Here is a 24,206-nt window from a genome sequence, read left to right as displayed (position 1 = left end):
CTCCCCAGCGTCGCCGCGACCGCTGGCCACCGTGGAAGGTCATCTTCTTCGTACGCGGCCGGGCCGAGGGGCGGCGGGGTCGTTAGACTGGCCGAGGGCGGCCGGCCGACGAACAAGAAGGTGGGAGATGGACGACGCCGAGCGTGACGCGCGGCGGGTCAGGCGGGAGGCGTGGGCGGCCGACAACCTGGGCCGGCAGACGGCGGTCATGGACGACCTGGTGGGGCGGGCCGACGACACCCTGGGGTGGCTGGCCGTCGAGCGCCAGGCCGGTTCGTTGTTGCGCCACCTGGCGACCTGGCAGCGCAGCCGGGGGTTCACCGGGATCAACGACATGCTGGAAGCCCACGAGACCCGCCTGCGCGACCACGCCGAGGAGGCCCGGGCCCGCCTCCAGGGGGTTGAGGCCGACGAGCTGGCCGACGCCCGCAGCCGGCTGGGGCTGCGGATCGCCATCATCGGCAAGGGGGGCTCGGGCAAGACCGTGATCTCCTCGACGATGGCCCGCCTGCTGGCCCGCCAGGGCCGGCGGGTGCTGGCCGCCGACATGGACGTAAACCCCGGCCTGGCCTACAGCATCGGCCTCAACGGCCAGGACGTGGCCCTGCCCGACGAGGTGCTCGAGCGCAACCCGGGCGCGGCCTACGGCTGGCAGCTGCGGTCGGGCCTGCTGCCCCGGGAGGTGGTCGAGAAGTACACGGTGGCCGGCCCCGACGGGGTGGCGGTCACGGGCCTGGGCAAGATCGGCGAGACCGACAAGAGCTCGGCCAAGAAGACGGTGGTGGCCCTCGTCCAGACCTTGCTGGGCTTCGGGGAGCCGGCCTGGGACGTGATCGGCGACCTGGAGGCCGGCCCCACCACGCCCTTCGAGCGCTACCACGCCTTCTCCGACGACGTGATCGTGGTGACCGGCCCGGCCTGGCGGTCGGCCATGACGGCCCGGCGCCTGCTGCCTATGGTGGGCGAGGGCCGCACGACCACCGTGGTCGCCAACCGCTTCCGCGACGAGCCCGACCACCCGGGCCTGGCCCCCCACATCCGGGTCCCCTTCGACCCCGAGGTGGCCGAGGCCGAGCGCCAGGGCCTGTCACCGCTCGACGCCTGCCCCGGTTCACCCACCATCGCGGCCATCGAATCGCTGGTCGCCCAGTTCACCCGAAACCAGCTCACCCACCGCCGGAACACATCCCAGGAGGTTCACGCATGAGGATCGCGATCTGTGGCAAAGGAGGGTCGGGCAAGAGCATGATCTCGGGCGCCCTGGCCCGCAGCCTGGCCCGCCGGGGCCACACGGTGGTGGCCGTCGACGCCGACCCCAACCCCAACCTCGGCATCTCGTTGGGGGTCGACCGTGAGACGGTCGAGCACATGAAGCCGATCCTCAACGCCCTGCTCGACGCCGGGCACACCCACAACGACCCCAAGCCCCTGGCCGAGGACCTGCTCGACCACTACGGGGTGGACGCCCCCGACGGCATCCGGCTGGTGGCCACCGGCAAGATCGAGCGACCGTCCGATGCCTGTCTGTGCTGCGGGTCGCACAACACCACCCGGCAGTTCTTCGGCGAGCTGGCCGACACCGACCGGGTGGTGGTGGCCGACCTCGAGGCCGGCCTCAACGACCTCATCTGGGCCAAGCCCGGGGCCAACGACGTCGTGCTGGCCGTGAGCGAGGGCAGCGAGAAGTCGGTCGAGATCGCCCGCCGAGCCGTGGTCGTGGCCCAGGAGCTGGGCGTCACCCGCATCATCGGGGTGGCCAACCGTTCGCTCACGGCCGAGGACGCCGCCCGGGTGGCCGCCGCCCTGGGCACCGACGAGATGTTCACGGTTCCCGAGGACCCGGCCGTCGAGCACGCCGACCAGTTGGGCGTCGCCCCCATGGACGCCGACCCCGGCTCACCGGCCATGGTCGCCGTCAGCGAGCTGGCCGACCTGATCGTCAAGCAGTAGGCGGCGTCGAGGTCTGACCGGCGCCGGGCACGGCCCCGGCCAGAGCCGCCTGGACGGCCACGATGGCCACCTCGACCTGGTCGGGCGAGGGCGCGCGGGTCGTAAGCCGCTGCACGGCCATGGCCGGCACCATGACGGGCCGCAGCCAGCGGCTCACCCCCGGCCGGTCGGACACCCGCAGGACCTCGTAGGCCACGCCCGCCACCACCGGCAGCAGCAGCACCCGGCTGGCGGCCAGCAGCCACCACGAGGCGGGCGAGACCAGGGCGAAGGCGAACACGGCTACCACCGCCACCAGCACCAGGAAGTCGGTCCCGCAGCGGGCGTGGCGGGGGCTGTAGCGACTGACCCGTTCGGGAGTCAGCTCGTCGCCCGCCTCGGCGGCGGCGATGGCCTGGTGCTCGGCCCCGTGGTACTCGAATGTCCGCCGGATGCCCGGCAGGCGCCCGATGGCGGCCACGTAACCCACGAACAAGCCCAGGCGCACCACGGCCTCGACGGTGGCGAACAGCACCCCGCCGTGGCCGGCCACCGCCCGGGCCACGGCCGCCGGGGCCAGGGCGAAGATCGTAACGAACACGGCCACGCTCAGGCTGGCAGCGGCCACCACCGAGCCCTTCGAGGCCGGCTGGCCGCCGTCGGCCACCGAGCGGGACCACGACAGGGCCTTCAGGCCGAGGCCCACCGTGGACGCCAGGGCCACCGTGCCCCGGGCCACCGGCACCCGGCGCAGGGCCGCGGCCCAGGCCGGGACCACACCTTCATGGGTGGCTACCCGGCCGTCGGGCCGGCGGGCGGCCACCGCCCAGCGGGGCCCGTAGCGCACCATGACCCCTTCGATGACCGCCTGCCCGCCCAGACGCGTCGTTGGAGCTCCCATGGCCCCCATGATCGGCTCGCGCCGTGCGCTCCTTGAGCCGGCGAGCGGGACGAAGGGCGGGCCGGGCGCCCATGGGCCGCTCCGGCGCTCCCCATCCCGCCGGCCTCGACCTGGCGGGCCCGAGGGCCTACCGGGGAGAGGGGGCGGTGCCGGCGGACACCTTGGCCAGGATGTCCTCCAGACCGGCGGCGGTGACACCCCCTATCAGCTTGGCGGCCACCGTGCCGTCGGGGCTCACCAGGTAGGACTCGGGCACCCCGGCCACGCCGAACTCGAGCGCCAAACGGCCCTGGGGGTCGACGAGCATGGGCCACTGCCCACCCTCGCGGTCGCGGAAGCGGCGGACGGCCTCGGCGCTGTCGTCGTAGACCACACCCACGACGGCCCCGTCGCCCAGCCGGCGGTGGCGCTCGTCGAAGGCGATGAGGTGGTCGTGTTCGCGCACGCACGGGACGCACCAGGTGGCGAAGAAGTTGACCACTACCCAGCGGCCCCGGTAGTCGGCCAAGCTGACGGCGTCACCGTCGATCGTCTCGCCGGCCAGGGCGGGGGCGGGCTTGCCCAGCAGGGGCGAGTTGGCGGCCCTCACCCCGGCGGGCTCGCTCAGGGCCAGGACCACGAGCAGCACCGCCACCGGGACACCGGCGGCGGCCGCCACCCACCGGGCGCGCAGGCGGCGGCCGGGGCGGGTTGGGGCGGTGGGGCCGTTGGCGTCGCTCATATCGGCCAGTTGGTGAACCAGCGCTGGAGGGGGCGGAACAGGGGGTCCCAGCGGCCGGTGACGAACAGGACGCCGACCAGCACCAACATGGAGCCCCCGACCACCTCGACGGTGCGCCCGTGGCGCTTCAACCAGTCGACCGAGCGCTGGGCCCGGTTGTAGCCCAGCCCGATCAGCACGAAGGGGATGCCCAGGCCGATCGAGTAGAGCACGAGCAGCACAGCTCCCCAGGCGGCCGTGCCGCTGGCGCTGGCCGTAGCCAGGATGGTGGCCAGCACCGGCCCGATGCAAGGCACCCAACCGGCCGCGAAGGCCATGCCCATGGGGAAGGCCCACGCCGGGCCCCGGGGCACCCGGGCCATGTCGATGCGCCGCTCCCGTTGGAGGACGGGCACCCTCAGCACGCCCGCGGTGACCAGCCCGAGCACGATGATGACCACCCCGAAGACCTGGATCATCGAGTCCCGGTTGCGCAGCAGGAGGCTGCCGGCCACCCCGGCGCTCACCCCCAGGAGGGTGAACACGGTCGTGAAGCCGCCCACGAACAGCAGGGTGGCCTTCAGCGTCAGCCTGCGGGCCTGGCGCTCCCCCAGTTCGCCCACGGGCAGGGCGGCCACGTAGGAGAGGTAACCGGGGACAAGGGGCAGCACGCACGGCGAGCTGAACGAGATGGCGCCTGCCACCACCGCCACGAACGGGAACAGCAGGCCCCTCATCGACCCGATCGTACCGCCGCCCTTCACCCGGCCGTCCCCGCCCGCCCGCGTGCGACCACCAGGCTCGTACAGTCGACGCGGTGGTCAGGGCCGTGCTCTTCGACTTCTTCGGGACCCTGGCGAGGGCCCTGTCGTGGGGCCCGGGGCCGGCCGAGGTGCTGGCCGGCCACGGTCTGGCCCTCGACCCGGCCGCCTTCGCCCGCTGGCAGCACGAGGGCGCCGACGGGGCTGACCACGGCCCCCACTCGGCCGACCGGGACCGCTATGTGGCCTGGGAACGTGCCCGCTGGCGTGCCCTGGCGGCCGGGTGCGGGGCCGGGCCCGACCGCCTCGAGGCGGTGAGCGACGCGCTGCTGGTGGCCTCCAAGGACTACGTCTTGGCCGCCTACGACGACGCCCCAACCACCCTGTCGGCGCTGCGGGACCTAGGCGTGACGGTGGCCGTGTGCTCCAACTGGGACTGGGACCTTGACGTCGCCCTCGACACATGCGGGCTATCGGGGCTGGTCGACGTGGCCGTCACGTCGGCCCGGGCCGGGGCCCGCAAACCCCACCCCCGCATCTACGAGGCGGCCCTGGCGGCCTGCGGCGCGGCCCCGGCCGACACCCTGTTCGTGGGCGACACCTGGCTCGCCGACGTGATCGGCCCGGCGGCCGCCGGGATCCGCCCCGTCCACCTCTGCCGCACCGGCGAAGGCACCGGCGAAGGCACCGGCCAAGGCACCGGCGGCCAGGTTGCGCCCGGGCCCTTTCCCCGAGCCCGCACGCTGGCCGAGGTCCTCGGCCACCTTTGACCGGCCGGTCTCGACAGGGGGACTAGGAGGCTGGTGGCTAAACCCTCCCCAGGCGGCCGACCGCCCCGTTCGCGGCTCGTTGATATTGCAAAGGTGCTGGTCAGGGGCAGGTCGGCCGCTCGGCGCGAAGCGCCGATCGCGAAAGACACCAGCCTCCTAGGTCAGCCCCGCACCCGCCCCTGGGGCACGATCAGGGCGATGGTGGCCTCGCTGATGCACAGGCGCGAGCGCGACGGCGGGATCACGACCACCGTGGTGAACCCGGCCCGGCCCAAGGAGACGACCGCTTCCGAGCGGCCGGCCACGAAGCCGATGCGGGGGTCGGCGGCGTCGACGAAACCCTCCCCGTGGTTCACCAGGACCCGCCCGGGCAGGACCCGCGGCCCTTCCAGGCCGGGCACCGACGTGCTCACCGTGTAGTTCATCCTCAGGTACCACTCGCCGTCGCCCACCGGGACGAGGGGGAACAACCCGATGGCCGGGGCCTTCTCGCCTGACTGCACGCACACCGCCCCTTCCGAGACGTTGGCCGCCTCCGCGGGCATCGTGGCCAGCCGCCCGGAGGCCAGCAGCTCGGTGGCCGGCCCGCCCACCAGGGGGGTGAACGCCACCTGCTCGAGGCGCCCGTTGGCCAGCACCCGGTGCACGCGGTCGCCCGAGGTGCCGATGATGTCGTCGTAGCCCAGCAGGGGCAGCAGGAAGCTGAGGCGGTTGGCCGGGGCGTAGATGCGGTCGATCATGGCCCCGGGCAGGTCGCCGTCCATGACCACCGCCCGGCCGGGCTGGGACGTCACCAGGGAGACGTCGGCCCGTAGGGCGTCCAGGTAGCGGCCCGACCGGCCCCCGACGAACTCGTGCATGACCCTGGCCCCCATCCACGCCGACGCCGCCACGTAGAGCGTGGCCACCGTGGCCAGCCCCGCGACCAGCGCCCACCTCGGGGCACCAGCCCGAGCCCGGCGCCCGCCGCCGCCCGCGCCAGCGCCCGTACCGTCGTCAGGCTCGGCGTCGAGCTCGGCGTCGAGCTCGGGATCGAGCTCCTCGCCGGTGTCCTCGCCGGTGTCCTCGCCGGTGTCCTCGCCGGTGTCCTCGCCGGTGTCCTCGCCGGTGTCCTCGCCGGTGTCCTCGCCGGCCGGGCCCGGCGCGACGGCGGCCCCCGACGGTCCGCCGTTGCGCACCGGGAGAAAGGCGAAGCCGAGGGCGATGGCGAAGTAGGCGATGGTCTGGGAGTAGTAGCGGTACTGGTGGGCCACCAGCTCGGGCGTGAATATGACCGTGCGGACCAGGGCCACCGGCAACTGGGTCACGGCGAAGCCGACGGCGAAGAACAACCACCCCCGCCCCGCCACCTTCCGCCGCCGAACCGTCCAAGCCACCAGGGCGGCCAGCGCAGCCTGGCTGGCCACCACGATGACCATCTCGACGCCCGTGAGCGGGCCGTGGTTGACGTACTGGCCGAACACCGCGGGGGTGAACCCGTGGAACCAGGCCGCCCCCAGGTAACGGCCGGCATTGCCCAAGGGCGACGCCCCGCCTGCGGCGGTCGTCTGGGCCGTCACGCCGATGAAGCTGACCAGGATGGGAGCCAGGTAGAGCATCCACACCCGCCACTCGCTCAGCGCCGCCCGGGCCGCGGTCATCACCGGGGTGGCGCTGTCCACCAGGAGCACCCGGAGGGCGACGAGCACGACCAGGGCCACGGCCGCGTCCTCCGAGAAGGAGAGGGCGGCCGCCAGGGAAAGCACCGAGCCGGCCAGCGCCGTCCGGTTGCCCGACCGGTGCCATCGCAGGTAGGTGAGGAACATGAGGAGCACGAAAAGCATCGAGGGCATACGGCTCAACGCCGCCGACCACCACTGGCCCGTCCCCACGTGAACGGCTGACGCCCCGTAGAACAGGGTGAGGAGCATGGGCCCGGGGCCGGGGCGGAACAGTTCGGCCATGAGGCGATGGAAGACCAGCAGGGTGGCCATGAACACGGCGACGACCACGGCCGTGGTCAGGCCGAAGTCGAAGGGCGAGATGGCCCCCACCGCCCAGAAACCGAGGCGGTGGCCGGGCACGAAGTGGTCGAACACGGGCCGGGTCAGGAACCCCAGCGACAGGCCCTCCTGGGCGTCGCGGAAGCTGAAGAAGTCGGACCCGACGAACCCGCTGGTGCTCACGAACGCGCCCAGGAGCGCGCCCAAGCCGGCGACCATGCCGATCAGCACGGCCAGCCTCACTCCGTCGTCGCGCGAAACGTCGGAGACGTCGAGAACGGTCGCCGCTCCCCAGCGTTCCCGAACGCGGCCGGTGGCGTCCGTGACCTGCACCCGAGCGAAGCGTATCGTTGAGCCGGATGGCAGGTAGCGCGGACGACCGCTGCGACGTCTCGGTGGTCCTGCCCGTCTACAACGAGGCGGGCCACCTGGGCCAGGAGCTAAAGCGCATCCGCGCCGCCCTGGAGGCGTCGCCCTACACCTTCGAGCTCATCGTGGTGGACGACGGTTCGACCGACGGGTCGGCCCAGGAGCTGGAGCCCGTCGAGGGGATCACGCTGATCCGCTTCGCCTCCAACCGGGGGACGGGCGCGGCCCGCCGGGCGGGCACCAAGGCGGCCCGGGGCCGCGTGGTGGTCTGGACCGACGTCGACATGACCTACCCCAACGACGACATCCCCCGCCTGGTGGCCGAGCTCGAGGGTCACGACCAGGTGGTCGGGGCCCGCCTGCAGGAGAAGGGCACCCACAAGACGGCCCGGGTGGCGGCCAAGTGGTCGATGCGCAAGCTGGCCGGCTATCTGGCCGAAGAACCCATCCCCGACCTCAACTCGGGGTTCCGGGCCTTCCGGCGGGAGGTGGCCGCCCAGTTCCTGCACCTGCTGCCCCGGGGGTTCTCGTGCGTCAGCACGATGACCATGGCCTTCCTGCTCAACGGCTACTCGGTGAAGTACCTGCCCATCGAGTACGGCGTGCGGGCCGGGCGCTCGAAGTTCCACTGGCGGCGCGACACCTACCGCTACCTCCAGCAGGTCGTCCGCCTCATCATGGCCTGGCAGCCGCTGCGCATCTTCGTACCCCTGGGCCTGGCCCTCCTCGCCCTGGGTACGGCCAAGCTGGGCTTCGACCTGATCGCCCACCCCTTCCGGGTGGCCACCAACACGCTTCTCATCCTGTTCGCCGCCCTCCAGGTCTTCGTGGTGGGGCTCCTGGCCGATCTGGTCGTCACGACCACCAAACCAGCCGACCTGATCGACCCGGCCCGCCCGTGACGCCGGCGCCGCCCCGGAGCGCGGTGCCCACCGGGAACACCTACGACAAGTACCAGAGCACCCACGGGCTCGAACGCCGCCTCGTGTCCCGCTTCCTGGCCTGCCTCGACCAGGCCCTGGCCGGGCCGCCGCCCACCCGGGTGCTGGAGATCGGCACGGGCGAGGGCATGATCGCCGACCGGTTGGCCCGCCGGTTCGTATCGTCGGCCGTCGTGGGCGTCGACCTCTGCGACCCCACGCTGGTGGCCCACTGGCGGTCACGGGGGCTGGTGGGCACGTTCGCCGATGCCACCCGGCTCCCCTTCCCCGACGGCCGCTTCGACCTCGTGCTGGCCATCGAGGTGCTCGAGCACCTCCCCGAACCGGCCGCCGCCCTGGCCGAGATCGCCCGGGTGGCCTCGGGCCGGGTGCTGCTGTCGGTACCCCGGGAGCCGCTGTGGCGGGCCGGCAACCTCGCCCGCGGCCGCTACGTGGCCGCCTGGGGCAACACCCCCGGGCACCTCCAGCACTGGGGCCGCCGGTCCTTCGTGGCCACCGTCGGTCGCCACCTCGAGGTTGTGGGGCACTGGCAGCCCCTCCCGTGGACCATGGTCCTGGCCCGCACCTCCCCGGCACCGGGCCCCGTGGGACCGGCACCGGGCGCCCCGGCCTAGGCGGTGAGCGGGCCGAGCGCGGGCCGCCTCTCCCCCGGACTAGGCCCTGGCCGGAGGCCCTCGGCGCCCGGCGCCGTTACGCCCGGCGCCTGGTGCTCCGGCCTAGGCGAGGCCCGGGAACCGGGTCGAGGGCCGGCCACCGTTCCTTGGACCTGGTCCTGGCGGTCCTCGCGTCACCCGTGGACCGGTGACGTGGCGGGCCGGGGTGGGCGGTGACCGGGGGCCGGGCGCGGTGGCTGGGCCTGGGCGCGGCCATGGCCGGGGCGTTCTTCGTGGCCCGCGCCTTGGCCGGCCACTGGGACGCGGCCTCCGAGGCCCTGGCCTCGGCCCGCCCGGGGTGGCTGGCCCTGGGGGCCGCCCTCGCCCTGGCCGCCATGGTGGCCATGGCCTGGCCGTGGCGGGCCGCCCAATCCCTGGTCGGGCCCCCGCTGAGCCGTTCGGGCACGCTCACCCTCTACTTCCAGGGCGAGATGGGCAAGTACGTGCCCGGCGCCGTCTGGGCCCTCGTGGGCCGGGCCGAGCTCGCCCGCCGGGCTGGCCTGCCCCGGGGCACGGCCTACGCCGGGGTGGGACTGTCGTTGGCCGCCCTCTACCTGGCCTGCGCGGCCGTGGCCGCCTTATGGGCCGCGGCCCGTCTGTCCGGCGCCCTGGGGAACGGACCAGCCGGTGGCCCCGGGGCCGAGGCCGAGTTGTCGCCAGGCTGGGTCGCGGTGGCTGCGGTGGCTGCGGCCGCCGGGCTGGTGGCGCTCCACCCTCGGCTCACCGGCCCCGTGCTGGCCCGCCTGGGCTCGGCCGCCCCGCGGCCTGGGCCCTGGTGGGGCTGGCCACGGCCGCGCTGGCCCGGGCCGTGGCCCCCTCGGCCGACCTGTGGTCGGTGGGGCTGGCCGCTGCCCCGGCGTGGCTGGCCGGCTTCGTGGCTGTCGGGGCACCAGGAGGGATCGGGGTACGCGAGGCCGTGTTCGTGGCCGCGGCCACCTCTCTGCCCGACGGCCAAGCGGTGGCCGTGGCCCTGGTGGCCCGGCTGGCCTTCGTGGCCGCCGACGCGGCCGGGGCCGCCCTGGCGTCGGGGGCCCGGCGGTTGTCGGGCCGAGGGGCCCGGCCCGACGTCAACCTTCCAGGAACGTGAGACGCACCTGGCGCCGGGGGTTGTCGGCGTTGAGGTCGACGAGGACAACCGACTGCCAGGTGCCGAGGACCAGCCGGCCCCCCTCCACGGCCAGGACCATGGACGGGCTCACGATGGCGGGCAGCACGTGGTCGGCCCCGTGGCCGGGCGAACCATGGCGGTGGCGGTAGCGGCCGTCGCGCGGCAGCAGGCTCTCGAGGGCGGCCACCAGGTCACCCTCCGAGCCCGACCCCGTCTCCATGAGGGCCAGTCCGGCGGTGGCGTGGGGGACGAAGACGTGCAGGAGCCCGTCGCCCCGGGACCGGGCGAACTCGGCCACCCTGGCCGTGAGGTCGACGGTCGAGGCCGAGGACGTGTCGATGTCGAGAACCGTCGAGAACAAGGTGTTGCTCCTTCGCACGCAGAAGTACCCGGGGCCAGTGACAATGATGACGATCAGCGCGCCCACCAGCGATACTTGGGCGAACCATCCTCCACCAGGGAGGCCTGATGGCCAGCAAGAGACGTAGGTTCCGCCTTCCCCGGCCGTTCAGGGTCGCCCTGGTCATGGCCAGCATCGTGCTGATGGCGTTCTTCGCCTTCTCGTGGCTCCAGGGCTACGACCGCATCGTGCGCGACAGCATCACCGGCCAGCTCGTGCAGCTCAAGGTGCGGCCCGGGCCCGCCGAGTCGCTGCGGGAAATCGGCGCCTTCTTCCCCGAGTTCCTGCGCACCGCCTTCCCGATGCTGATGATGATGCTGTTCTTCTTCGTCATCGTCGTCATGCAGTTCATCGGGCTGTTCTGGTACCTCTCGCGGGGCCAGAGCTACACGATCTACCCGGGCGAGTACGACGTGACCTTCGACGACGTCCGAGGCCAGAAGGCCATCGTCGACGCCACCAAGGAGGTGGTGAAGCTCTTCGAGGGCTTCAAGGAGTTCCGGCGCATGGGCGGCTACCCACCCCACGGCATCCTGTTCGAGGGCCCGCCGGGCACCGGCAAGACCCTGCTGGGCAAGGCCATCGCCGGCCAGACCAACGTGCCCTTCCTCTACTCCAACGGCAGCGCCTTCACCTCGATGTTCCTGGGCGTGGGCAACATGAAGATCAAGGCCATGTTCCGGGAGGCCCGCCGGCTCTCCAAGGACTACGACGGTGCCGTCATCTTCATCGACGAGCTCGATGCCGTGGCCGGGTCCCGGGGTCAGGTCAGCGCCCGCTCGGTGCCCTACGACGACCCGTTCGTCCCCCGGTCGGTGCGCGACTTCTGGTCGGTCGACCGCTTCATCATGGGCGGGGTGGGCGGGGCCAACTCGATGCTGGTCAACGAGCTGCTGGTGAACATGGACGGCCTCGTGCTGCCCAAGCGCCGGTTCCGCCACATAAAGCGGGCCCTGCGGGTCAAGCCCAAGGTCCCCATCTACAACATCCTCATCATCGGGGCCACCAACCGGGCCTCGGTGCTCGACCCCGCCCTGCTGCGACCCGGCCGCTTCGACCGCAAGATCCACGTGGGCAACCCCACGGCCGAAGGTCGCAAGGACATCGCCGCCTACTACCTCGAGAAGGTCAGGCACGAGGAGATCGACCTCGACAAGCTGGCCAGCGCCACCGTGGGTTACTCCCCGGCCCGGATCAAGAACGTGATCAACGAGGGCCTGATCTTCGCCCTCCAGGACGGCCGCGAGGCGGTGACCTACGACGACATCTGGCAGGCCATGCTCACCGACGAGATCGGGCTCAAGCAGCCGGTGATCTACACGCCATGGGAGAAGGAGGCCACCTCCATCCACGAGGCGGGCCACGCCGTCGCCCGCTGGTTCTGCGACCCATCCAAGTCGGTGACGGTCATCACCATCCAGAAGCGGGAGGACGCCCTCGGCATGGTCGTGTCGATGGAGCTGGAGGAGCGCTTCTCCCGCACCCGGGAGGAGATCCTGGCCGACATCAAGGTCAGCCTGGCCGGCATGGCCGCCGAGCAGGTCTGGTACGGCACGACCACCAGCGGCCCGGGCTCGGACCTCCAAGCGGCCACCATGCGGGCCGCCCAGATGGTGGCCTACTACGGGATGGGGCCGAGCCTGTTCTCGTACGGCGCCATCCCCCCGTCGGGCCCGGGGGGAGAAACCCTGTCGGGCCTGCTGGCCGATCCCGAGTTCCGGGGCGAGGTCGACCGCATCCTCGAGCACTGCCGGGCCGAGGTGACGGGCCTGCTCCAGCGCAAGGCCCACTGCGTGGAGGCCATCCGCGACCGCCTGCTGGTCGAGGAGCAGATCACGGGCGATGGCTTCGCCAACCTGATGGAGTCCTTGGGCGAAGGCCGCGACGGCCCCGAGGTGGCCCGGCTCCGCCAGCCCCCCCGGGCCTTGGGCGACCTGCGCAACCTGCCCCCAGCCAACGGCGATGGCTCCGGTACGGCCACCAACGGCGACACCGCTCCCCGCCCCGCCTCCCCCTGGTCCCGCCCGCCCGACTAACCCGGAGGGAGGGGAACGAGGCCTGCCCCAACCCGACGGCCGCACGAGACGGTCCCCGTCCTCACCCGCCATGGGACCAGCCACGGCGGTGCCGTCACCCCTCGTCCCCTCCCGTTGTCGCCGCCGCCCTACTGACGCGAAAGAGGGGGGGAGGAGCCGGAGCCCCTCCCCCCCTCGTCACCGCAGTACCTCAGTCCCGCGAGCGGGCCCGGACGGCCCGGGGGCGCAGGGTGCGCCGCAGGACGACCGCCCCCAGCAGGAGCGCCCCGCCCAGGACCAGCAGGCCCTGGTCGCCACCGGTGGCCGCCAGCACGCCGGAGCGGCTGACGTTGGGCCCGATCAGGGTGATCGAGCCGCCGATGGTGGCGTTGTTGCTGAGCGTGTTGATGACGCTGCCCACGACCTCGTCGCCCTCGCCCGTGCCCTCGCAGTTGCCGAGGCTGGCCGAGACGTTGGCCGTGTCGCGCAGCACCCCGTCACCGGAGTTGCCGGGGATGCGTCCCCTCACCGTCAGCTCGATCGGTGGGTCACCGGGTGTGTAGTTGCCGATGTTGTCCCACGTGACCGTCGAGCCGTCGGCGCCGATCACCCCGCCGTCGCTGGCGCTGGTGAGCACGAACGACGGGTTGCCGCTCTCGATGGCGTGCTCGTCGGTGACCCGGATGGAGACCAGGTCGCAGGCGAACAGCTCGGTGAACAGGCCGCTGTCGCTGGGGATACGGATCGTCACCGTGAAGTCGTTGCCGGCGACCACCGGGTTGGGCGTGGCCGACTTGCTGACCGGGATCTCGCAGGTGACGCCCCCGGCAGGAGCGGAGGCGGCCGCCTCCATGTGGCCGATGGCCAGGTTGGTGCCGACCAGGAGCGGGGGCAGGTTGAGCACCTTGAGGGTGACCACGTCGACCGCACCGGCGGCCGCCGTGCCGTCGGCCGCGTCGGTGACCGGGCCGTTGCCGCCGAGCTGGCGAGCGGGCGTGCCGATGGTCAGCTCCACCAGGCCGCTGAGGGCCCCGAGCAGCGGGCCGGTGTCGAACCCGCCGGGCCCGAACAGCTGCTGGGCGGTGATGACCGTGGGCAGCCCACCGATCGTCAGGCTCACGACCGGGGTGGTCGGGCCGGCACCGACAGGGGCGTACTCGACCCGGGCACCGTCGGGGCCGGGCTTGCCGGTGGCGATGGCCCGCAGGGCCCACTCCCCGAGCAGCTCGAGGGTGATCGCCCCACCGAGCAGGCTGACGGGGGCGATGGTCTGCCGGGTCTCGCTGACGACCCCGAAGGTGCCGTCGCCATTGGGGATGAGGTAGGTGAACGACCGGGTGCGGGACACGTTGCGGGGGTCGTTGCTGTCGACCGGGAGCGACGAGCCGACGAGCGGGTTGTTGAGCGGGCCGCCGCCGTTCTCGCTGCCGACGAGCTGGAGGCCGGTGGCCTCACCCTGGCCGAACGACAGGGGCCGCCCGACGGGGCAGAAGTTGGGGTTGAACGTGGCCTGGGCCGAGCCCTTGAGCAGGCTGGCATAAGCGAGCCCGCCCAGCGAGATGGGGCCGATCTCGCGCTCGATGAGGCCGCTGCTGGGCGGGGCGTTGGCCGTGGCCAGGCCCGACAGCAGGATCTGGTTGGGGTCGGGGTTGGGGTCGGGCGTCAGCAGGCCCAGCTCCAGGCCCGTGCCCCGCCCGAAGGCGTTGCCGGGGGTGCCCGCGGGCTGGACGATGTAACCCAGCTCGTTGAACAGGCCAGCCCCGGGGAGGCCCTGGCTGAACGTGGACTGCCCGGCCGCCGCCGCCTGGACGTTGACCGCCTGGGTCTGGCCCAGCTGGAGGGCGCTGAGGCTGATCGTGGCCCCCGACCCGTACCCGGCGAAGACCTGGTCGGTTACCGCCTGGGCCCCGACCGGGCTCGGCCCGGTGCCAGCCAGGGCCGCCACCATCGCCATCACGCCGATCAGCGCCGCATGTCGTCGCATCCTCAACCCACCAGCTCCTTTGATCGCTACCCGAACCTCTTCACCACATGATGGGGACGGAGAGAGCGTCGTCGGCGGCCGGTGGCCCGTGACCGGGACGGACGGCGCGTAGCCGTCAGTCCCGGACAGGAGCGACCTTTCGCTTCCTGGCCCACCCGACCTAGAGGCGCCTGGATCGTAGCACCGGGCCCATGCACCGGCGAGGACCATCTCCGGCAGCCGCCCCAGTCCCCCACCCGCGCCCCACGGCCGCCTCACTACCCTGTCGGGGGAACTCCAAACCGTGGCCTGTCGAGGCAGCCGAGACTCTGGCCACCAACGATCCCGCCGAGAGCCTCCCCGTGAACCCGCCGCCCCGCATCTCGCTCACCGGTCGAGCGGGGGCGCGGGTGGCCGACGGCTTCGTGGAAGCGACCGGCATGGGCCGCCTCGGACGGCTGGCCTTGGCCTACCTCGTGCTCGGCCGGGACCGGCCCACCGCCCGCGACGAGTTGGCCGAGGCCCTGTGGGGCGATGACCTGCCCCGGACCTGGGAGACCTCGCTGCGGGTGGTCATCAGCAAGCTGCGCGCCTGGCTCGACGAGGCGGGCATCGGGCGGGACGCGCTCGAGTCGGGGTTCGGTACATACCAGCTCCTCCTGCCGCCCGGCACCGAGATCGACGTCGAGGTCGCGAACCAGCGGCTGTCCGACGCCCAAACGGCGCTAGCCGCGGGCGACACCGCCCGGGCCCGGGACGCGGCCGCGGAGGCGGCATCGGGAACGGCCGCCGAGTTCCTGCCGGGCTCGGCCGGGCGCTGGGCCGAGCAGCGCCAGGAGGACCTACGGGCCGTCCGGATCGCCGCCCTCGAGCTGCTGGCCGACGCCTGCACCGCCATGGGCGACATGGTCCAGGGGCTGGCCGCCGCCGAGGAGGCCGTGTCCATCGAGCCCCTGCGCGAGTCGGCCCACCTCCGGGTCGTCCGGGCCCACGCCGCCGCCGGGAACCGGGGCGAGGCCCTGCGGGCTTACGAGCGGGTCCGGCTCAAGCTGGCCGAGGAACTGGGAGTAGCGCCCTCGCCCCAGACCGAGGACGCCTACCTGGCCCTGCTGGCCGACCCCGGTGCCGACCCGGCCACGGCCGCCGGCCGCCAGCCCGCCCCCGCCGGGCCACCGGTGCCCGGCCCCGGGCCCCACGTGTCGCCCCGCCCGCTCCCCCTGGCCCTGTCGAGCTTCGTGGGGCGCGAGAGGGAGGTGGCCGAGGTGGAGGGCTTGCTGGCCGGCCACCGCCTGGTGACCCTGGTCGGCACCGGTGGCCTGGGCAAGACGCGCCTGGCCCTCGAGGTGGCCCGGCGGTGGGCCCCCCCCGAGGGCGCCGCAGCCGTGCTCGTGCCCCTGGCCGAAGCCGCCGACGCCGCGGCTGTCGGAGCTCTGGCGGCCGCCGCCCTCGGCCTCGAGGGTACCGACCTCGGCCCCGAGGGGCCGACGCCCGCCGCCCTGGCCGCGCTGGTGGGCGAGATCGAGCTCCTGGTGGTCCTCGACAACTGCGAGCACGTGATCGGGCCGTCCTCCCGGCTGGCCGCCACCCTCTTGGAGCGCTGCCCGGGGGTGCGCGTGCTGGCCACCACCCGGGAAGCGCTGCGGGTGGCCGGCGAGAGGGCCTGGCCCGTGCCTGGACTGTCGGCGGGCGACGCCGCCCGGCTGTTCCGGGTGAGGGCATCCTCGGCCCACCCCACGTTCGCCCCAGGGCTCGGCCCGGCCGGTGAGGAGGAGGCCCTAGCCGAGGTGTGCCGGCGCCTCGACGGCCTGGCCCTGGCGATCGAGTTGGCGGCTGCCCGCACCGACGTGCTGACCGTCAGCCAGATCGCCGCCCGCCTCGACGACCGCTTCGCGTTGCTCACCCGGGGGGAGCGCAACGCCCCGGCCCGCCAGCAGACTCTGCAGGGCGCCCTCGACTGGAGCTTCGACGCCCTGGCCCGCCCCGAGCAGGACCTGTTCGCACGGTTGTCGGTGTTCGCCGGGGCGTTCACCTTCGAGGCCGCCGAGAAGGTCACCGGCGACGAGGACATGGCCGGGCTGTTGGGGTCGCTGGTGAGCCGATCGCTGGTGACGGCCGAGCGCTCGCCCTCCGGTCTGCGCTACCGGATGCTGGAGACGGTCAGGGGTTACGCGGCGGCCAAGCTGGGCCCCGGCCCCGAGCGCGACCGGTTGGAGGGGCGCCTGCTGGCCTGGGCCGTCGAGCGGGCCGAGCACGCCGAGGTCCACCTCGACGGTCCCGGCCAGGCCGAGTGGCTGGCCGAGCTGGAGAGCGACAGCGCCAACTTCCGGGCCGCGTTGGCGTCCGCCCTCGGGCCGGGACGGCCGTCGTCGGGCCCACAGGCCACGGGTGCGCTGCGCCTGGCCACGGCCCTGGGCCGCTACTGGGAGGTCAGGGGGCACCTCGACGAGGGCCGCGAGCTACTGCGGGCCGCGCTGGGTGCGGCGGGCGAGGCGCCTGCCGAGTTGGCGGCCCGCGCCCAGAACGCGGCCGCCAACCTGGCCCTGCGCCAGGGCGACTACGCGGCGGCCCGCTCCCGCCTCGAGGCGGCGCTGGCCCTGCGCAGCCAAAGCGACGATGGCCTGGGGTGGGCCGTGGCCGTTCACGGTCTAGCCAGCGTGGCCGCCCTCCAGCGCGACCTGGCGGCCGCCGGCGACCTCTTCGCCCAGAGCCTGGCCGCCGGGAGGGAGCTGGGCCATAACACCCTGGTAGCGGCGTCGCTGGCCAACCTGGGCTGGGTCGCCCACTCCGCGGCCGACCTGGCCGCGGCCCGGGCCTGGTACGGCCAGGCCCTCGACGCCCGCCGGGCCATGGGCGACGCCCACGGCACAGCCCACGTGCTGGCCCAGCTCGGTGACCTCGCCTACCAGGAGGGCGACACGGCCGCGGCCTCGGCCCTCCACCGCGAGAGCTTGGACCTGCGCCAGGACCTGGGCGACCGCGCCGGTGCGGCCGACTCGCTGTCCACTCTGGGCCACATCTCCCTCGTCGAGGGCAACCTGGTCGAGGCCCGCGGCCGCTTCGCCCAGTGCCTGGCCCTGCGCCGGGAGCTGGGCGATCGTTCAGGGCTTCCGGCCGCCCTGCTCAACCTGGCCGACCTCGACGCGGCCGCCGGTGACCTGGGTGCGGCCCAGGCCCACCTGGCCGAGGCCGCGGCCGCCGCCTCGGCCGCGCGCGACCGGGCCTCCCTGGCCCACGTGCTGGGCCACCGGGGCCGGGTCGAGCGGCGGGCCGGCGACCTCGGGCGCGCCGCGGCCACCTACGCCGACGCCGCCCGGGCGGCCCCTCCCGCCGGACCGGTGGGCGCCGAGTGGCTCGAGGGCGTGGGGGCGGCGCTGGCGGCCGCCGGCCGGGCCACGACCGGGGCCCGCCTGCTGGCCGCCGCGTCCGCGGCGCGAGCCTCCTGGGGTGCGCCCGTCCAGCCCCATGAGCACGCGACCTACGAGGTCGAGCTCGAGTCCGTGAGGTCGGTGCTCGGGGACGACGCCTTCTCGGCGGCCTGGGCCGAGGGCCTGGGCCTGGGTTTCACCGAGGCGGTGGCGGAGGCCCTGGCCGCCTTGGGCACCTGACCGGCTGAGCCGCGTGGCCCGGCTGGTGGCCGGGAGGCCGGCCCTCGAAGGCGCCGGGGGTCAGCCCAGCAGCTCGGCCTCGGCCGCCCACATCGCGTCCCAGGCGGCCCGTAGCTCGGCTCGCGCTCCGGCCAGTGCCTCGTCGGTCGGGGCCTTGGGGTCCCAGCGGCCCCTCTGGCGGGGGGTAGCCGTCAGGGCCTCGAGCGCCTGGGAAGCGTTGCGCAGCCGGTGGTGGGCGCGGCTCAGCCGGGCCCGCTCGTCATCGTCGAGTTCCTCTGGGCTCCTGGGCACCGGCCCGAGCCTGCCACAGGCCCGCACGGCGCGCGAGAAGGGGGCCGTCCCGGCACCGGGAAGCCCCCTCCTCCGACCGCCTTGCGCTTTCGCCCCTACCCCGGCACCGGGGCCTGGGCGGTCCTGCATGGGCCTTCCCTGACGGCGCTACCACGTCCCGAAGACCATCGCAGTGCCGAGGATGGCGAAGTTGAGAGCGACGGGACTGGCCGTGGCCGGCCCGGTCGGGCCGGTGGCCCCCGAGCCGCCCGAACGGGCGACCGGGTTGCTCTCGGCGTTCGACCACGAGCTCCCGGTGTGGCCGCTGTTGGTCGCACTCGACTGGGCGGTTGCCGCCCCTGATCCCCCGGTGGTGGAGGTCGGGTTGGAGCTAACCGACACAGTGCCCCCGGCGCCTCCGTCGGAGCTGCCGACGGCCACGCTGGAGCCGCCCACGGCGGTGACCGCGCCCGACGGCGCGAGCACCACGTTGACGGCCGGTGCGCCCGGCCCGGCGAACTGGACGGACACGCCGCCCGGGCCGCCGCCGCCCCCGGCCCCGACGCCGGCCACCACGTTCTGGCTGACGCCGGTGTGGCCCGACGCCGACAGAGCGGCGGCCGTGGCCCCCGAACCGGCGACGCTGGTGGCGTTGCCGATGGCGGTGGCCGGGCCCGTGCTGCCCGAGCTACCGGAACCACCCGAGGTCGCCCCGCCGCCGATGGCGACGGCCGTACCCAAGATGGCGTGGTTGGTAGCGGTCGGGTTGGAGGTGGCCGCCCCCGTCGCCCCCGTGGCCCCGGAGTTGCCGGACACGGCAACCGGGTTGGAGACGGCGCTGGAGGTGGCGTCACCGGTGTTGCCCGTGTTGGTGGCACTGGCCTGGGCGCTGGTCGCACCCGAGCTGCCCGTCGTCGCCGACGGGCTGACCACCACGTCCGAGCTCCCCCCGCGGCCACCGTCGGCACTGCCCACGGCCACACTGGAGCCGCCGACCGCGGTCGACGACGCCGTGGGGGCCGTAAGCACGTTGACGGCCGCACCGCCCGAGCCGGAGCCCGACACGGCGACGCCGCCGCCGCCCCCGTCGCCGCCGGCCGCGACCACCTCCACCGTGTTGCTGGCGCTGCCCGTGGGCCCCGACTGGGACGTCGAGGTCGCCCCCGCTCCCGAAGTAGCCGAGCTGGTGGCATTGCCTATGGCGGTAGCCGCACCGGTCGAACCGGAGCTGCCCGAGTCTCCCGACGTGGCCTGGGCCCCGGCGGCGGTCGCGCTCCAAAGGAGCAGGACCAGCACCGCCAGGGCACCGCCGAACGCGGCCAGGACGACCTGGGCAGGTGTGCGGAACTTCGCTGTACTCATCATTGTTCAATCACCTCCCTTCGTGCTCCGGGCCGGCCTGCCGGCCAGCCCGGGGATGAAGAGAGACCATTGAGGTCCCAGCCCTCGATTTCCCTTGTCAGCGGGCGGGATGATACCGGCCTCCCGTCCCTTGTGGTGCCACGCGCGCGTCCTCGCAGGCGGGTGGCATGATCGTCTCAACGATGGCTGAGGACTGGGACGCGACGGCCTACGACCGGGTGGCTGGCCCCCAGACCCGGTGGGGTTCAGCGGTCGTAGAACGGCTCGACCTCCGGGGGGACGAGCGGGTGCTCGACGCCGGCTGCGGCACCGGACGGGTCACCGAGCTCGTGTTGCGCCGGCTCCCACGCGGGCACGTCGTGGCCGTCGACTCCTCGGAGGCCATGCTGGCCGAGGCGGGCCGCCGGCTGGCCGCGTTGGGAGACCGGGTGACCCTGCTGCCAGCGGACCTGGGCGAGCCCTTGGCCCCCGTCGTGGGCGCGCCGGTCGACGCCGTCCTGTCCACCGCCACACTGCACTGGGTGGTCGACCACGACGCCCTGTTCGCCAACCTGGCGTCGGTCCTGCGCCCGGGCGGGGCGCTGGTGGCCCAGTGCGGCGGCCACGGCAACGTCGCATCCGCTCTGGCCGTGGCCGCCGAACTGGGGGCGAGCCCGGGCCCGGTCAACTTCGCCACCGCCGAGGCCACGGCCGCCCGCCTGCGGGCCGCTGGGTTCGGCGACATCTGGACGTGGCTCCAGCCCGAGCCTACGGTACTGACCGGTCCCGAGCTCGAGGAGTTCCTGGCCACCGTCGTGCTGCGTACGCACCTGGCCGGCCTCCCCGGGCCCGAGCGGGCCGCGTTCACCGGGGCCGTAGCCGCCCGCCTGGTGGGCGCCGAGGTCGACTTCGTGCGCCTGAACATCCTCGCCCGCCGGATCTGACCGGTCACCGCCAGGGCCCGAGTCGAAGATCACCCGGGCGGCGTTGGGCGGCTGGGCGGCTGGGCTGCTGGGCCCGTGGGGCCGCCGACTCAACGCTGCCGGACGACCCGCGACCAACAGAAGGCGAGCACTGCCCCAACCAGGAGGACCACGACCAGCCCTTGCAGTAGCCCAACGACGCCACCGACCCGCTCCCAGCGCTCACCCAGCACGGCGCCCGCCCCGATCAACGCGGCGTTCCAGATGGTGCTGCCCACAGCCGTCAGGATGGTGAACGGGACCACATCCATCCTGCGGAAGCCGGCCGGCACCGACACTATCGATCGGATCAGCGGGACGCATCGGCCGAAGAGGACTGCAGCCCGGCCTCGCCGGTCGAACCAGGCCTCGGCCCGGTCAAGGTCAGCCTCGCGCACGCCGAACCAACGCCCGTGCCGGCACACGAGGGCCCTCAAACGGGCCGGCCCGATCCAGGCCGCCACGCCGTAGAGGGCCCAAGCTCCGACGACCGAGCCAGTGGTCGCCGCCCCGATCATGCCAACGAGGTTCGCGTCGCCGCGCCCGGCTACGAACCCGGCGAGCGGCAGCACCATCTCTGACGGGATCGGTGGGAAGAGGTTCTCGATCGCCACTAGGAGGGCCACGCCCACATAGCCCAAGGTGGCGATCACCTCCGACGCCCAGTGCGCCACGTCGGTCAGCACTGGCCAGTCCCGAAGGGGGTCACGGAGGGGGCGTCCTGGTCCACGAGCATGTTCGTCGGGAGGTGCGCTGCGAGCGGGCGAGGCCCAGAGGCTCGGCCGCCGCTCCTAGTCGGGCGCCACCTCGCTATCGTTGGCCCTGTCACCCGCCACTGGCGGGTCGGTTGGGGTCGGCGGGCCCCTCGGTCGGGTCGAGGTCAACGTCGGCGAGCTGGTCGAGGACTGTATAGGGGCTCAACTCCGTGCCCGATCGGTACGCCGCACGGCTGACGAGGTGGGCCGAGACCGGCGCCGTGACGAGCTGAAGCGCCGCCGCCAGCGCGAGTTTCGCGGTGTCGGTCCCGGGGTCGAGGGCGAGGGCTGTGCCAGCCGCCGCCAGCAACACACCGAAGGTCACCGCCTTGGTCGCCGCGTGCACGCACGAGAACACGTCGTCGAAGCGATGTAGCCCAACGGCGGCGAGCAGCACGAACCCCACCGAGCTGACGAGGAGCGCCCCTGAGAGCACCTCGACCACCATCACCGGGACCCCCTCCGCTCGATGAAGCGCCCCACCGCGGTGGTGCCGATGAAGGCAACGAGGGCCACCAGTAGGAGCGCGTCGAGGTAGACGCCGTCGCGCGTATGGACCGCCCCTATGGCTACGCCGACCACGACCACGATGAGGAAGGTGTCCAAGGCCAAGACCCTCCTTGCGACGGAAGGGCCGGTGACGACGCTGGCGACACAGATGAGCCCGGCCACGGCGAGCACAGCCAAGCAGAACGTCGTGATCACGATCATGGCCTCGGGCCCTCCTTGAGCTGAACGATCGACAACTCGCGGATCTGGCGCTCGACTTCGGTGATCGCCTGGTCGGGCCCGAACGCCAGCAGGAGGCGACGCTGCATCTCGAGCACCTCCAGCCGCACCGCAGCGACGGACGTGAGCACTAGGACATGAAGGTAGAAGACGGTAGGGCCGGACCGGACCTCGACGATCGACGTTCCCGGCGTCAAGGACACTGCGTTGGCAAGGAACCAGACGATCGTCTCCGAGCAGTCCGTCACGCGCACACTCACGATGGCCCGCCGGTACCGCACCCGGCCCGGCGATATCACGGCGAGCGCCACCTGCGCGTTGGCGCGGGCCAACCTGATGAGGAAGTAGGCCACCAGCCGGCAGACGGCGATGGGACGGAACCGGATCCCCTCGCTATCGCGATCGTCGAGGTGGAACAGTCGGGTCACGACAACTGCGACCACCACTCCGGCGAGCACCCCCTGACGAGTGAACGACTCGCTGGCTATCAGCCACACGGCGACAATCCAGGCCACCGCGGCCAGGTGGGACATCATGGGCCCAGGACCGCACGGAGATAGACCCCAGCGGGGTCGAGAATGTCGCGGGCTGCCCGCTCGCTCAACTCCCAGACGGGTTGGGCCAGCACGGCAATGGCCAACGTGAGGGCCACCAGCCCGATAGTCGCCGCGTTCATCAACCGCGGTGCCCGCAACGGCCCCTCGCCGGCGGCCACCGCCAGCGGGGGCAGCTCAGCCGGCTCACCCCAGAAGACGTTCGACCAGATCTTCGTCATCGAGTAGAGGGTTAGGACGCTCACGGCCAGGCTGATGCCGGTGACTGTCCAGGCCCGCGCCGCCAAGCCGGCGTCGAGGAGGGCCAACTTGCCGAAGAAGCCTGAGAAGGGTGGGATCCCGGCAAGGCTGAGAGCGGCCAGCATGAACAACGCTGCAGTCAACGGGGTCCGCCGCACCAGCCCCCCGAGCCGGTGCAGAGCAGCGGTCCCGGTGAGGGTCTCGACCAGGCCGTTCACGAGGAACAGCGCGGTCTTCACCGGGATCTGGTGCACGATGAACAGGATCGCGGCTCCCAGGCCGGCCACGCTGTAGAGGCCCAGCCCGAACAGCATGTAGCCGATCTGGCTGACGATGTGGAAGCTCAGGATGCGTTTCATGTCGTCTTGCGCGATGGCGCCAAGGACACCAACGACCATGGTCGAGGCCGCGGCCGCCAGCAGGAGCGGCGACGGCCCGTCGCCGGGGAACAACAGGGTCTGGGTCCGGATGATGGCGTAGACGCCGATCTTGGTCAGCAAGCCAGCGAACACCGCAGTCACCGGCGCAGGAGCTGTCGGGTAGGAGTCTGGCAACCAGAAGAACAAGGGGAAGATCGCCGCTTTGATGCCGAACGTGACCAGGAGCATCGCGCCGAGGGCCCTCCGGACTCCCTCCGGGACCTCGGCCAGACGTACAGCCACGTCGGCCATGTTCACCGAGCCTGTCGCCGCGTAGATCAGACCGATCGTCGTGATGAGGAGGGTGGACGCGAGGAGGTTGATGACGACGTAGGTGATCCCCGAGCGGACCTGCTCACGTCGACCTCCGAGGGTGATCAGCACGTAGCTGGCCACGAGCATGATCTCAAAGGCGACGAACAGGTTGAAGAGGTCCCCAGTGAGGAACGAGGCCGATACGCCAGCGGCGAGGACGAGGTAGAGGGCGTGGAAGTAGAACGCGCTCTTGTCGGCGCGGGGTTGGCCGATGGCGAACACGAACACGGCCAGCAGTGTGGCCAGGGCGACCGAGAGGAGCAGTACTGACAGCACGTCGGCCACGAGCGTGATACCGACGGGCGCGCGCCAGCCCCCGAGGTGCACGACCACTGGGCCGGTGGCCACCACGTGGGCAAGCAGTGCGAGCGAGGCCGCCAGCCCGCCCGACAGCAGGGCGACCCCGAGCACCTGCTGGATGCGCACGAAGCGCCACAGCGCCATGGAGAGGCCGGCCCCCAGCAAGGGCATCACGACGAGGAGGGGGACGAGGACCCTCAACTACCCTCATCACCCATCGCAAG

22 protein-coding genes are annotated in these 24,206 nt (G+C 73.1%); 9 read left to right on the top strand and 13 right to left on the bottom strand.

Annotation, left to right across the window (positions count from 1 at the left end):
- Positions 1-127 precede the first annotated feature (127 nt).
- Together AB1673_00430 and AB1673_00425 are read left to right on the top strand one after the other, a co-directional pair.
- Positions 128-1,207, top strand: coding sequence for an AAA family ATPase (locus tag AB1673_00430; protein MEW6152442.1), 1,080 nt, complete (start codon positions 128-130; stop codon positions 1,205-1,207).
- Positions 1,204-1,950: an AAA family ATPase gene (locus AB1673_00425; GenBank protein MEW6152441.1), complete on the top strand. Its 747-nt coding sequence runs from the start codon at positions 1,204-1,206 to the stop codon at positions 1,948-1,950. Before AB1673_00430 ends, AB1673_00425 begins: the two co-directional genes overlap by 4 nt.
- Here the strand turns inward: AB1673_00425 and AB1673_00420 are convergent.
- From AB1673_00420 to AB1673_00410, 3 genes are all read right to left on the bottom strand, one after another.
- The gene (locus AB1673_00420) at positions 1,940-2,830 is read right to left on the bottom strand and encodes a DUF1385 domain-containing protein (protein ID MEW6152440.1); all 891 of its coding nucleotides are present in this window, start codon (positions 2,828-2,830) and stop codon (positions 1,940-1,942) included. The genes AB1673_00425 and AB1673_00420 overlap by 11 nt on opposite strands.
- 127 nt (positions 2,831-2,957) lie before the next feature.
- A complete protein-coding gene (locus AB1673_00415) occupies positions 2,958-3,551 on the bottom strand; it encodes a TlpA disulfide reductase family protein (GenBank protein ID MEW6152439.1) in 594 nt (197 codons plus the stop codon).
- Positions 3,548-4,267: a cytochrome c biogenesis protein CcdA gene (locus AB1673_00410; protein MEW6152438.1), complete on the bottom strand. Its 720-nt coding sequence runs from the start codon at positions 4,265-4,267 to the stop codon at positions 3,548-3,550. Before AB1673_00410 ends, AB1673_00415 begins: the two co-directional genes overlap by 4 nt.
- Positions 4,268-4,347: 80 nt before the next feature.
- On the opposite strand from AB1673_00410, the gene AB1673_00405 reads away from it, so the two are divergent.
- Positions 4,348-5,061, top strand: a complete 714-nt coding sequence (locus AB1673_00405) for an HAD family hydrolase (protein ID MEW6152437.1) — start codon at positions 4,348-4,350, stop codon at positions 5,059-5,061.
- 161 nt (positions 5,062-5,222) lie between these two features.
- Here the strand turns inward: AB1673_00405 and AB1673_00400 are convergent, their stop codons facing one another.
- Positions 5,223-7,376, bottom strand: coding sequence for a hypothetical protein (locus tag AB1673_00400; protein MEW6152436.1), 2,154 nt, complete (start codon positions 7,374-7,376; stop codon positions 5,223-5,225).
- Between the two features lie 26 nt (positions 7,377-7,402).
- Here AB1673_00400 and AB1673_00395 point away from each other — a divergent pair, with 26 nt between their 5' ends.
- From AB1673_00395 to AB1673_00385, 3 genes are all read left to right on the top strand, one after another.
- Positions 7,403-8,314 carry a glycosyltransferase family 2 protein gene (locus AB1673_00395; protein MEW6152435.1) on the top strand — a complete coding sequence of 304 codons (912 nt, stop codon included), beginning with the start codon at positions 7,403-7,405 and terminating at the stop codon, positions 8,312-8,314.
- Between the two features lie 23 nt (positions 8,315-8,337).
- Complete coding sequence (locus AB1673_00390; GenBank protein ID MEW6152434.1) at positions 8,338-8,967, top strand: class I SAM-dependent methyltransferase; 630 nt, start codon at positions 8,338-8,340, stop codon at positions 8,965-8,967.
- Between the two features lie 619 nt (positions 8,968-9,586).
- On the top strand, positions 9,587-10,093 hold the full coding sequence (locus AB1673_00385; GenBank protein ID MEW6152433.1) for a lysylphosphatidylglycerol synthase domain-containing protein: 507 nt from the start codon (positions 9,587-9,589) through the stop codon (positions 10,091-10,093).
- Here the strand turns inward: AB1673_00385 and AB1673_00380 are convergent.
- Positions 10,074-10,475, bottom strand: a complete 402-nt coding sequence (locus tag AB1673_00380; protein ID MEW6152432.1) for a secondary thiamine-phosphate synthase enzyme YjbQ — start codon at positions 10,473-10,475, stop codon at positions 10,074-10,076. The two genes, AB1673_00385 and AB1673_00380, sit on opposite strands and share 20 nt — an antisense overlap.
- Positions 10,476-10,582: 107 nt before the next feature.
- Here AB1673_00380 and AB1673_00375 point away from each other — a divergent pair, with 107 nt between their 5' ends.
- On the top strand, positions 10,583-12,550 hold the full coding sequence (locus tag AB1673_00375; protein MEW6152431.1) for an AAA family ATPase: 1,968 nt from the start codon (positions 10,583-10,585) through the stop codon (positions 12,548-12,550).
- Between the two features lie 190 nt (positions 12,551-12,740).
- Here the strand turns inward: AB1673_00375 and AB1673_00370 are convergent, their stop codons facing one another.
- Complete coding sequence (locus AB1673_00370; GenBank protein ID MEW6152430.1) at positions 12,741-14,513, bottom strand: hypothetical protein; 1,773 nt, start codon at positions 14,511-14,513, stop codon at positions 12,741-12,743.
- Positions 14,514-14,854: 341 nt separating this feature from the next.
- Here AB1673_00370 and AB1673_00365 point away from each other — a divergent pair, with 341 nt between their 5' ends.
- On the top strand, positions 14,855-18,097 hold the full coding sequence (locus AB1673_00365; protein MEW6152429.1) for a BTAD domain-containing putative transcriptional regulator: 3,243 nt from the start codon (positions 14,855-14,857) through the stop codon (positions 18,095-18,097).
- A gap of 60 nt (positions 18,098-18,157) precedes the next feature.
- On the opposite strand, the gene AB1673_00360 is transcribed toward AB1673_00365, so the two are convergent.
- Both AB1673_00360 and AB1673_00355 read right to left on the bottom strand, forming a co-directional pair.
- Positions 18,158-18,388 (bottom strand): hypothetical protein, encoded by a 231-nt coding sequence (locus AB1673_00360; protein MEW6152428.1) that lies wholly within the window; start codon positions 18,386-18,388, stop codon positions 18,158-18,160.
- A 147-nt stretch (positions 18,389-18,535) separates the two neighbouring features.
- On the bottom strand, positions 18,536-19,732 hold the full coding sequence (locus AB1673_00355; protein ID MEW6152427.1) for a hypothetical protein: 1,197 nt from the start codon (positions 19,730-19,732) through the stop codon (positions 18,536-18,538).
- Positions 19,733-19,896: 164 nt separating this feature from the next.
- Here AB1673_00355 and AB1673_00350 point away from each other — a divergent pair, with 164 nt between their 5' ends.
- Positions 19,897-20,652 carry a methyltransferase domain-containing protein gene (locus AB1673_00350; protein MEW6152426.1) on the top strand — a complete coding sequence of 252 codons (756 nt, stop codon included), beginning with the start codon at positions 19,897-19,899 and terminating at the stop codon, positions 20,650-20,652.
- An 89-nt stretch (positions 20,653-20,741) separates the two neighbouring features.
- On the opposite strand, the gene AB1673_00345 is transcribed toward AB1673_00350, so the two are convergent.
- The 5 genes from AB1673_00345 to AB1673_00325 all read right to left on the bottom strand — a co-directional run bounded on the left by AB1673_00345 (position 20,742) and on the right by AB1673_00325 (position 24,183).
- Positions 20,742-21,356, bottom strand: coding sequence for a DedA family protein (locus AB1673_00345; GenBank protein ID MEW6152425.1), 615 nt, complete (start codon positions 21,354-21,356; stop codon positions 20,742-20,744).
- Between the two features lie 139 nt (positions 21,357-21,495).
- Positions 21,496-21,873 (bottom strand): monovalent cation/H(+) antiporter subunit G, encoded by a 378-nt coding sequence (gene mnhG, locus AB1673_00340; GenBank protein ID MEW6152424.1) that lies wholly within the window; start codon positions 21,871-21,873, stop codon positions 21,496-21,498.
- Positions 21,873-22,136 carry a monovalent cation/H+ antiporter complex subunit F gene (locus AB1673_00335; GenBank protein MEW6152423.1) on the bottom strand — a complete coding sequence of 88 codons (264 nt, stop codon included), beginning with the start codon at positions 22,134-22,136 and terminating at the stop codon, positions 21,873-21,875. Before AB1673_00335 ends, mnhG begins: the two co-directional genes overlap by 1 nt.
- The gene (locus tag AB1673_00330; GenBank protein ID MEW6152422.1) at positions 22,133-22,690 is read right to left on the bottom strand and encodes a Na+/H+ antiporter subunit E; all 558 of its coding nucleotides are present in this window, start codon (positions 22,688-22,690) and stop codon (positions 22,133-22,135) included. Before AB1673_00330 ends, AB1673_00335 begins: the two co-directional genes overlap by 4 nt.
- Positions 22,687-24,183: a Na+/H+ antiporter subunit D gene (locus AB1673_00325; protein MEW6152421.1), complete on the bottom strand. Its 1,497-nt coding sequence runs from the start codon at positions 24,181-24,183 to the stop codon at positions 22,687-22,689. The genes AB1673_00330 and AB1673_00325 overlap by 4 nt, the downstream gene beginning before the upstream one ends.
- Between the last annotated feature and the right edge of the window lie 23 nt (positions 24,184-24,206).

The sequence above is a fragment of the Actinomycetota bacterium genome, assembly GCA_040754375.1.
GTDB lineage: Bacteria > Actinomycetota > Acidimicrobiia > Acidimicrobiales > AC-14 > JBFMCT01.
Note: the sequence above shows the minus strand (reverse complement) of the source record. Positions and strands in the feature narration are given on the sequence as shown.

What these genes read in the sequence shown, in the direction of transcription:
- AB1673_00430 (MEW6152442.1), top strand. Translation starts at nt 128, where the DNA reads ATGGACGACGCCGAGCGTGACGCGCGGCGGGTCAGGCGGGAGGCGTGG.
- AB1673_00425 (MEW6152441.1), top strand. Translation starts at nt 1,204, where the DNA reads ATGAGGATCGCGATCTGTGGCAAAGGAGGGTCGGGCAAGAGCATGATC.
- AB1673_00420 (MEW6152440.1), bottom strand. Translation starts at nt 2,830, where the DNA reads ATGGGAGCTCCAACGACGCGTCTGGGCGGGCAGGCGGTCATCGAAGGG.
- AB1673_00415 (MEW6152439.1), bottom strand. Translation starts at nt 3,551, where the DNA reads ATGAGCGACGCCAACGGCCCCACCGCCCCAACCCGCCCCGGCCGCCGC.
- AB1673_00410 (MEW6152438.1), bottom strand. Translation starts at nt 4,267, where the DNA reads ATGAGGGGCCTGCTGTTCCCGTTCGTGGCGGTGGTGGCAGGCGCCATC.
- AB1673_00395 (MEW6152435.1), top strand. Translation starts at nt 7,403, where the DNA reads ATGGCAGGTAGCGCGGACGACCGCTGCGACGTCTCGGTGGTCCTGCCC.
- AB1673_00385 (MEW6152433.1), top strand. Translation starts at nt 9,587, where the DNA reads ATGGGCCGCGGCCCGTCTGTCCGGCGCCCTGGGGAACGGACCAGCCGG.
- AB1673_00375 (MEW6152431.1), top strand. Translation starts at nt 10,583, where the DNA reads ATGGCCAGCAAGAGACGTAGGTTCCGCCTTCCCCGGCCGTTCAGGGTC.
- AB1673_00370 (MEW6152430.1), bottom strand. Translation starts at nt 14,513, where the DNA reads ATGCGACGACATGCGGCGCTGATCGGCGTGATGGCGATGGTGGCGGCC.
- AB1673_00355 (MEW6152427.1), bottom strand. Translation starts at nt 19,732, where the DNA reads ATGATGAGTACAGCGAAGTTCCGCACACCTGCCCAGGTCGTCCTGGCC.
- AB1673_00350 (MEW6152426.1), top strand. Translation starts at nt 19,897, where the DNA reads ATGATCGTCTCAACGATGGCTGAGGACTGGGACGCGACGGCCTACGAC.
- mnhG (MEW6152424.1), bottom strand. Translation starts at nt 21,873, where the DNA reads ATGGTGGTCGAGGTGCTCTCAGGGGCGCTCCTCGTCAGCTCGGTGGGG.
- AB1673_00335 (MEW6152423.1), bottom strand. Translation starts at nt 22,136, where the DNA reads ATGATCGTGATCACGACGTTCTGCTTGGCTGTGCTCGCCGTGGCCGGG.
- AB1673_00330 (MEW6152422.1), bottom strand. Translation starts at nt 22,690, where the DNA reads ATGATGTCCCACCTGGCCGCGGTGGCCTGGATTGTCGCCGTGTGGCTG.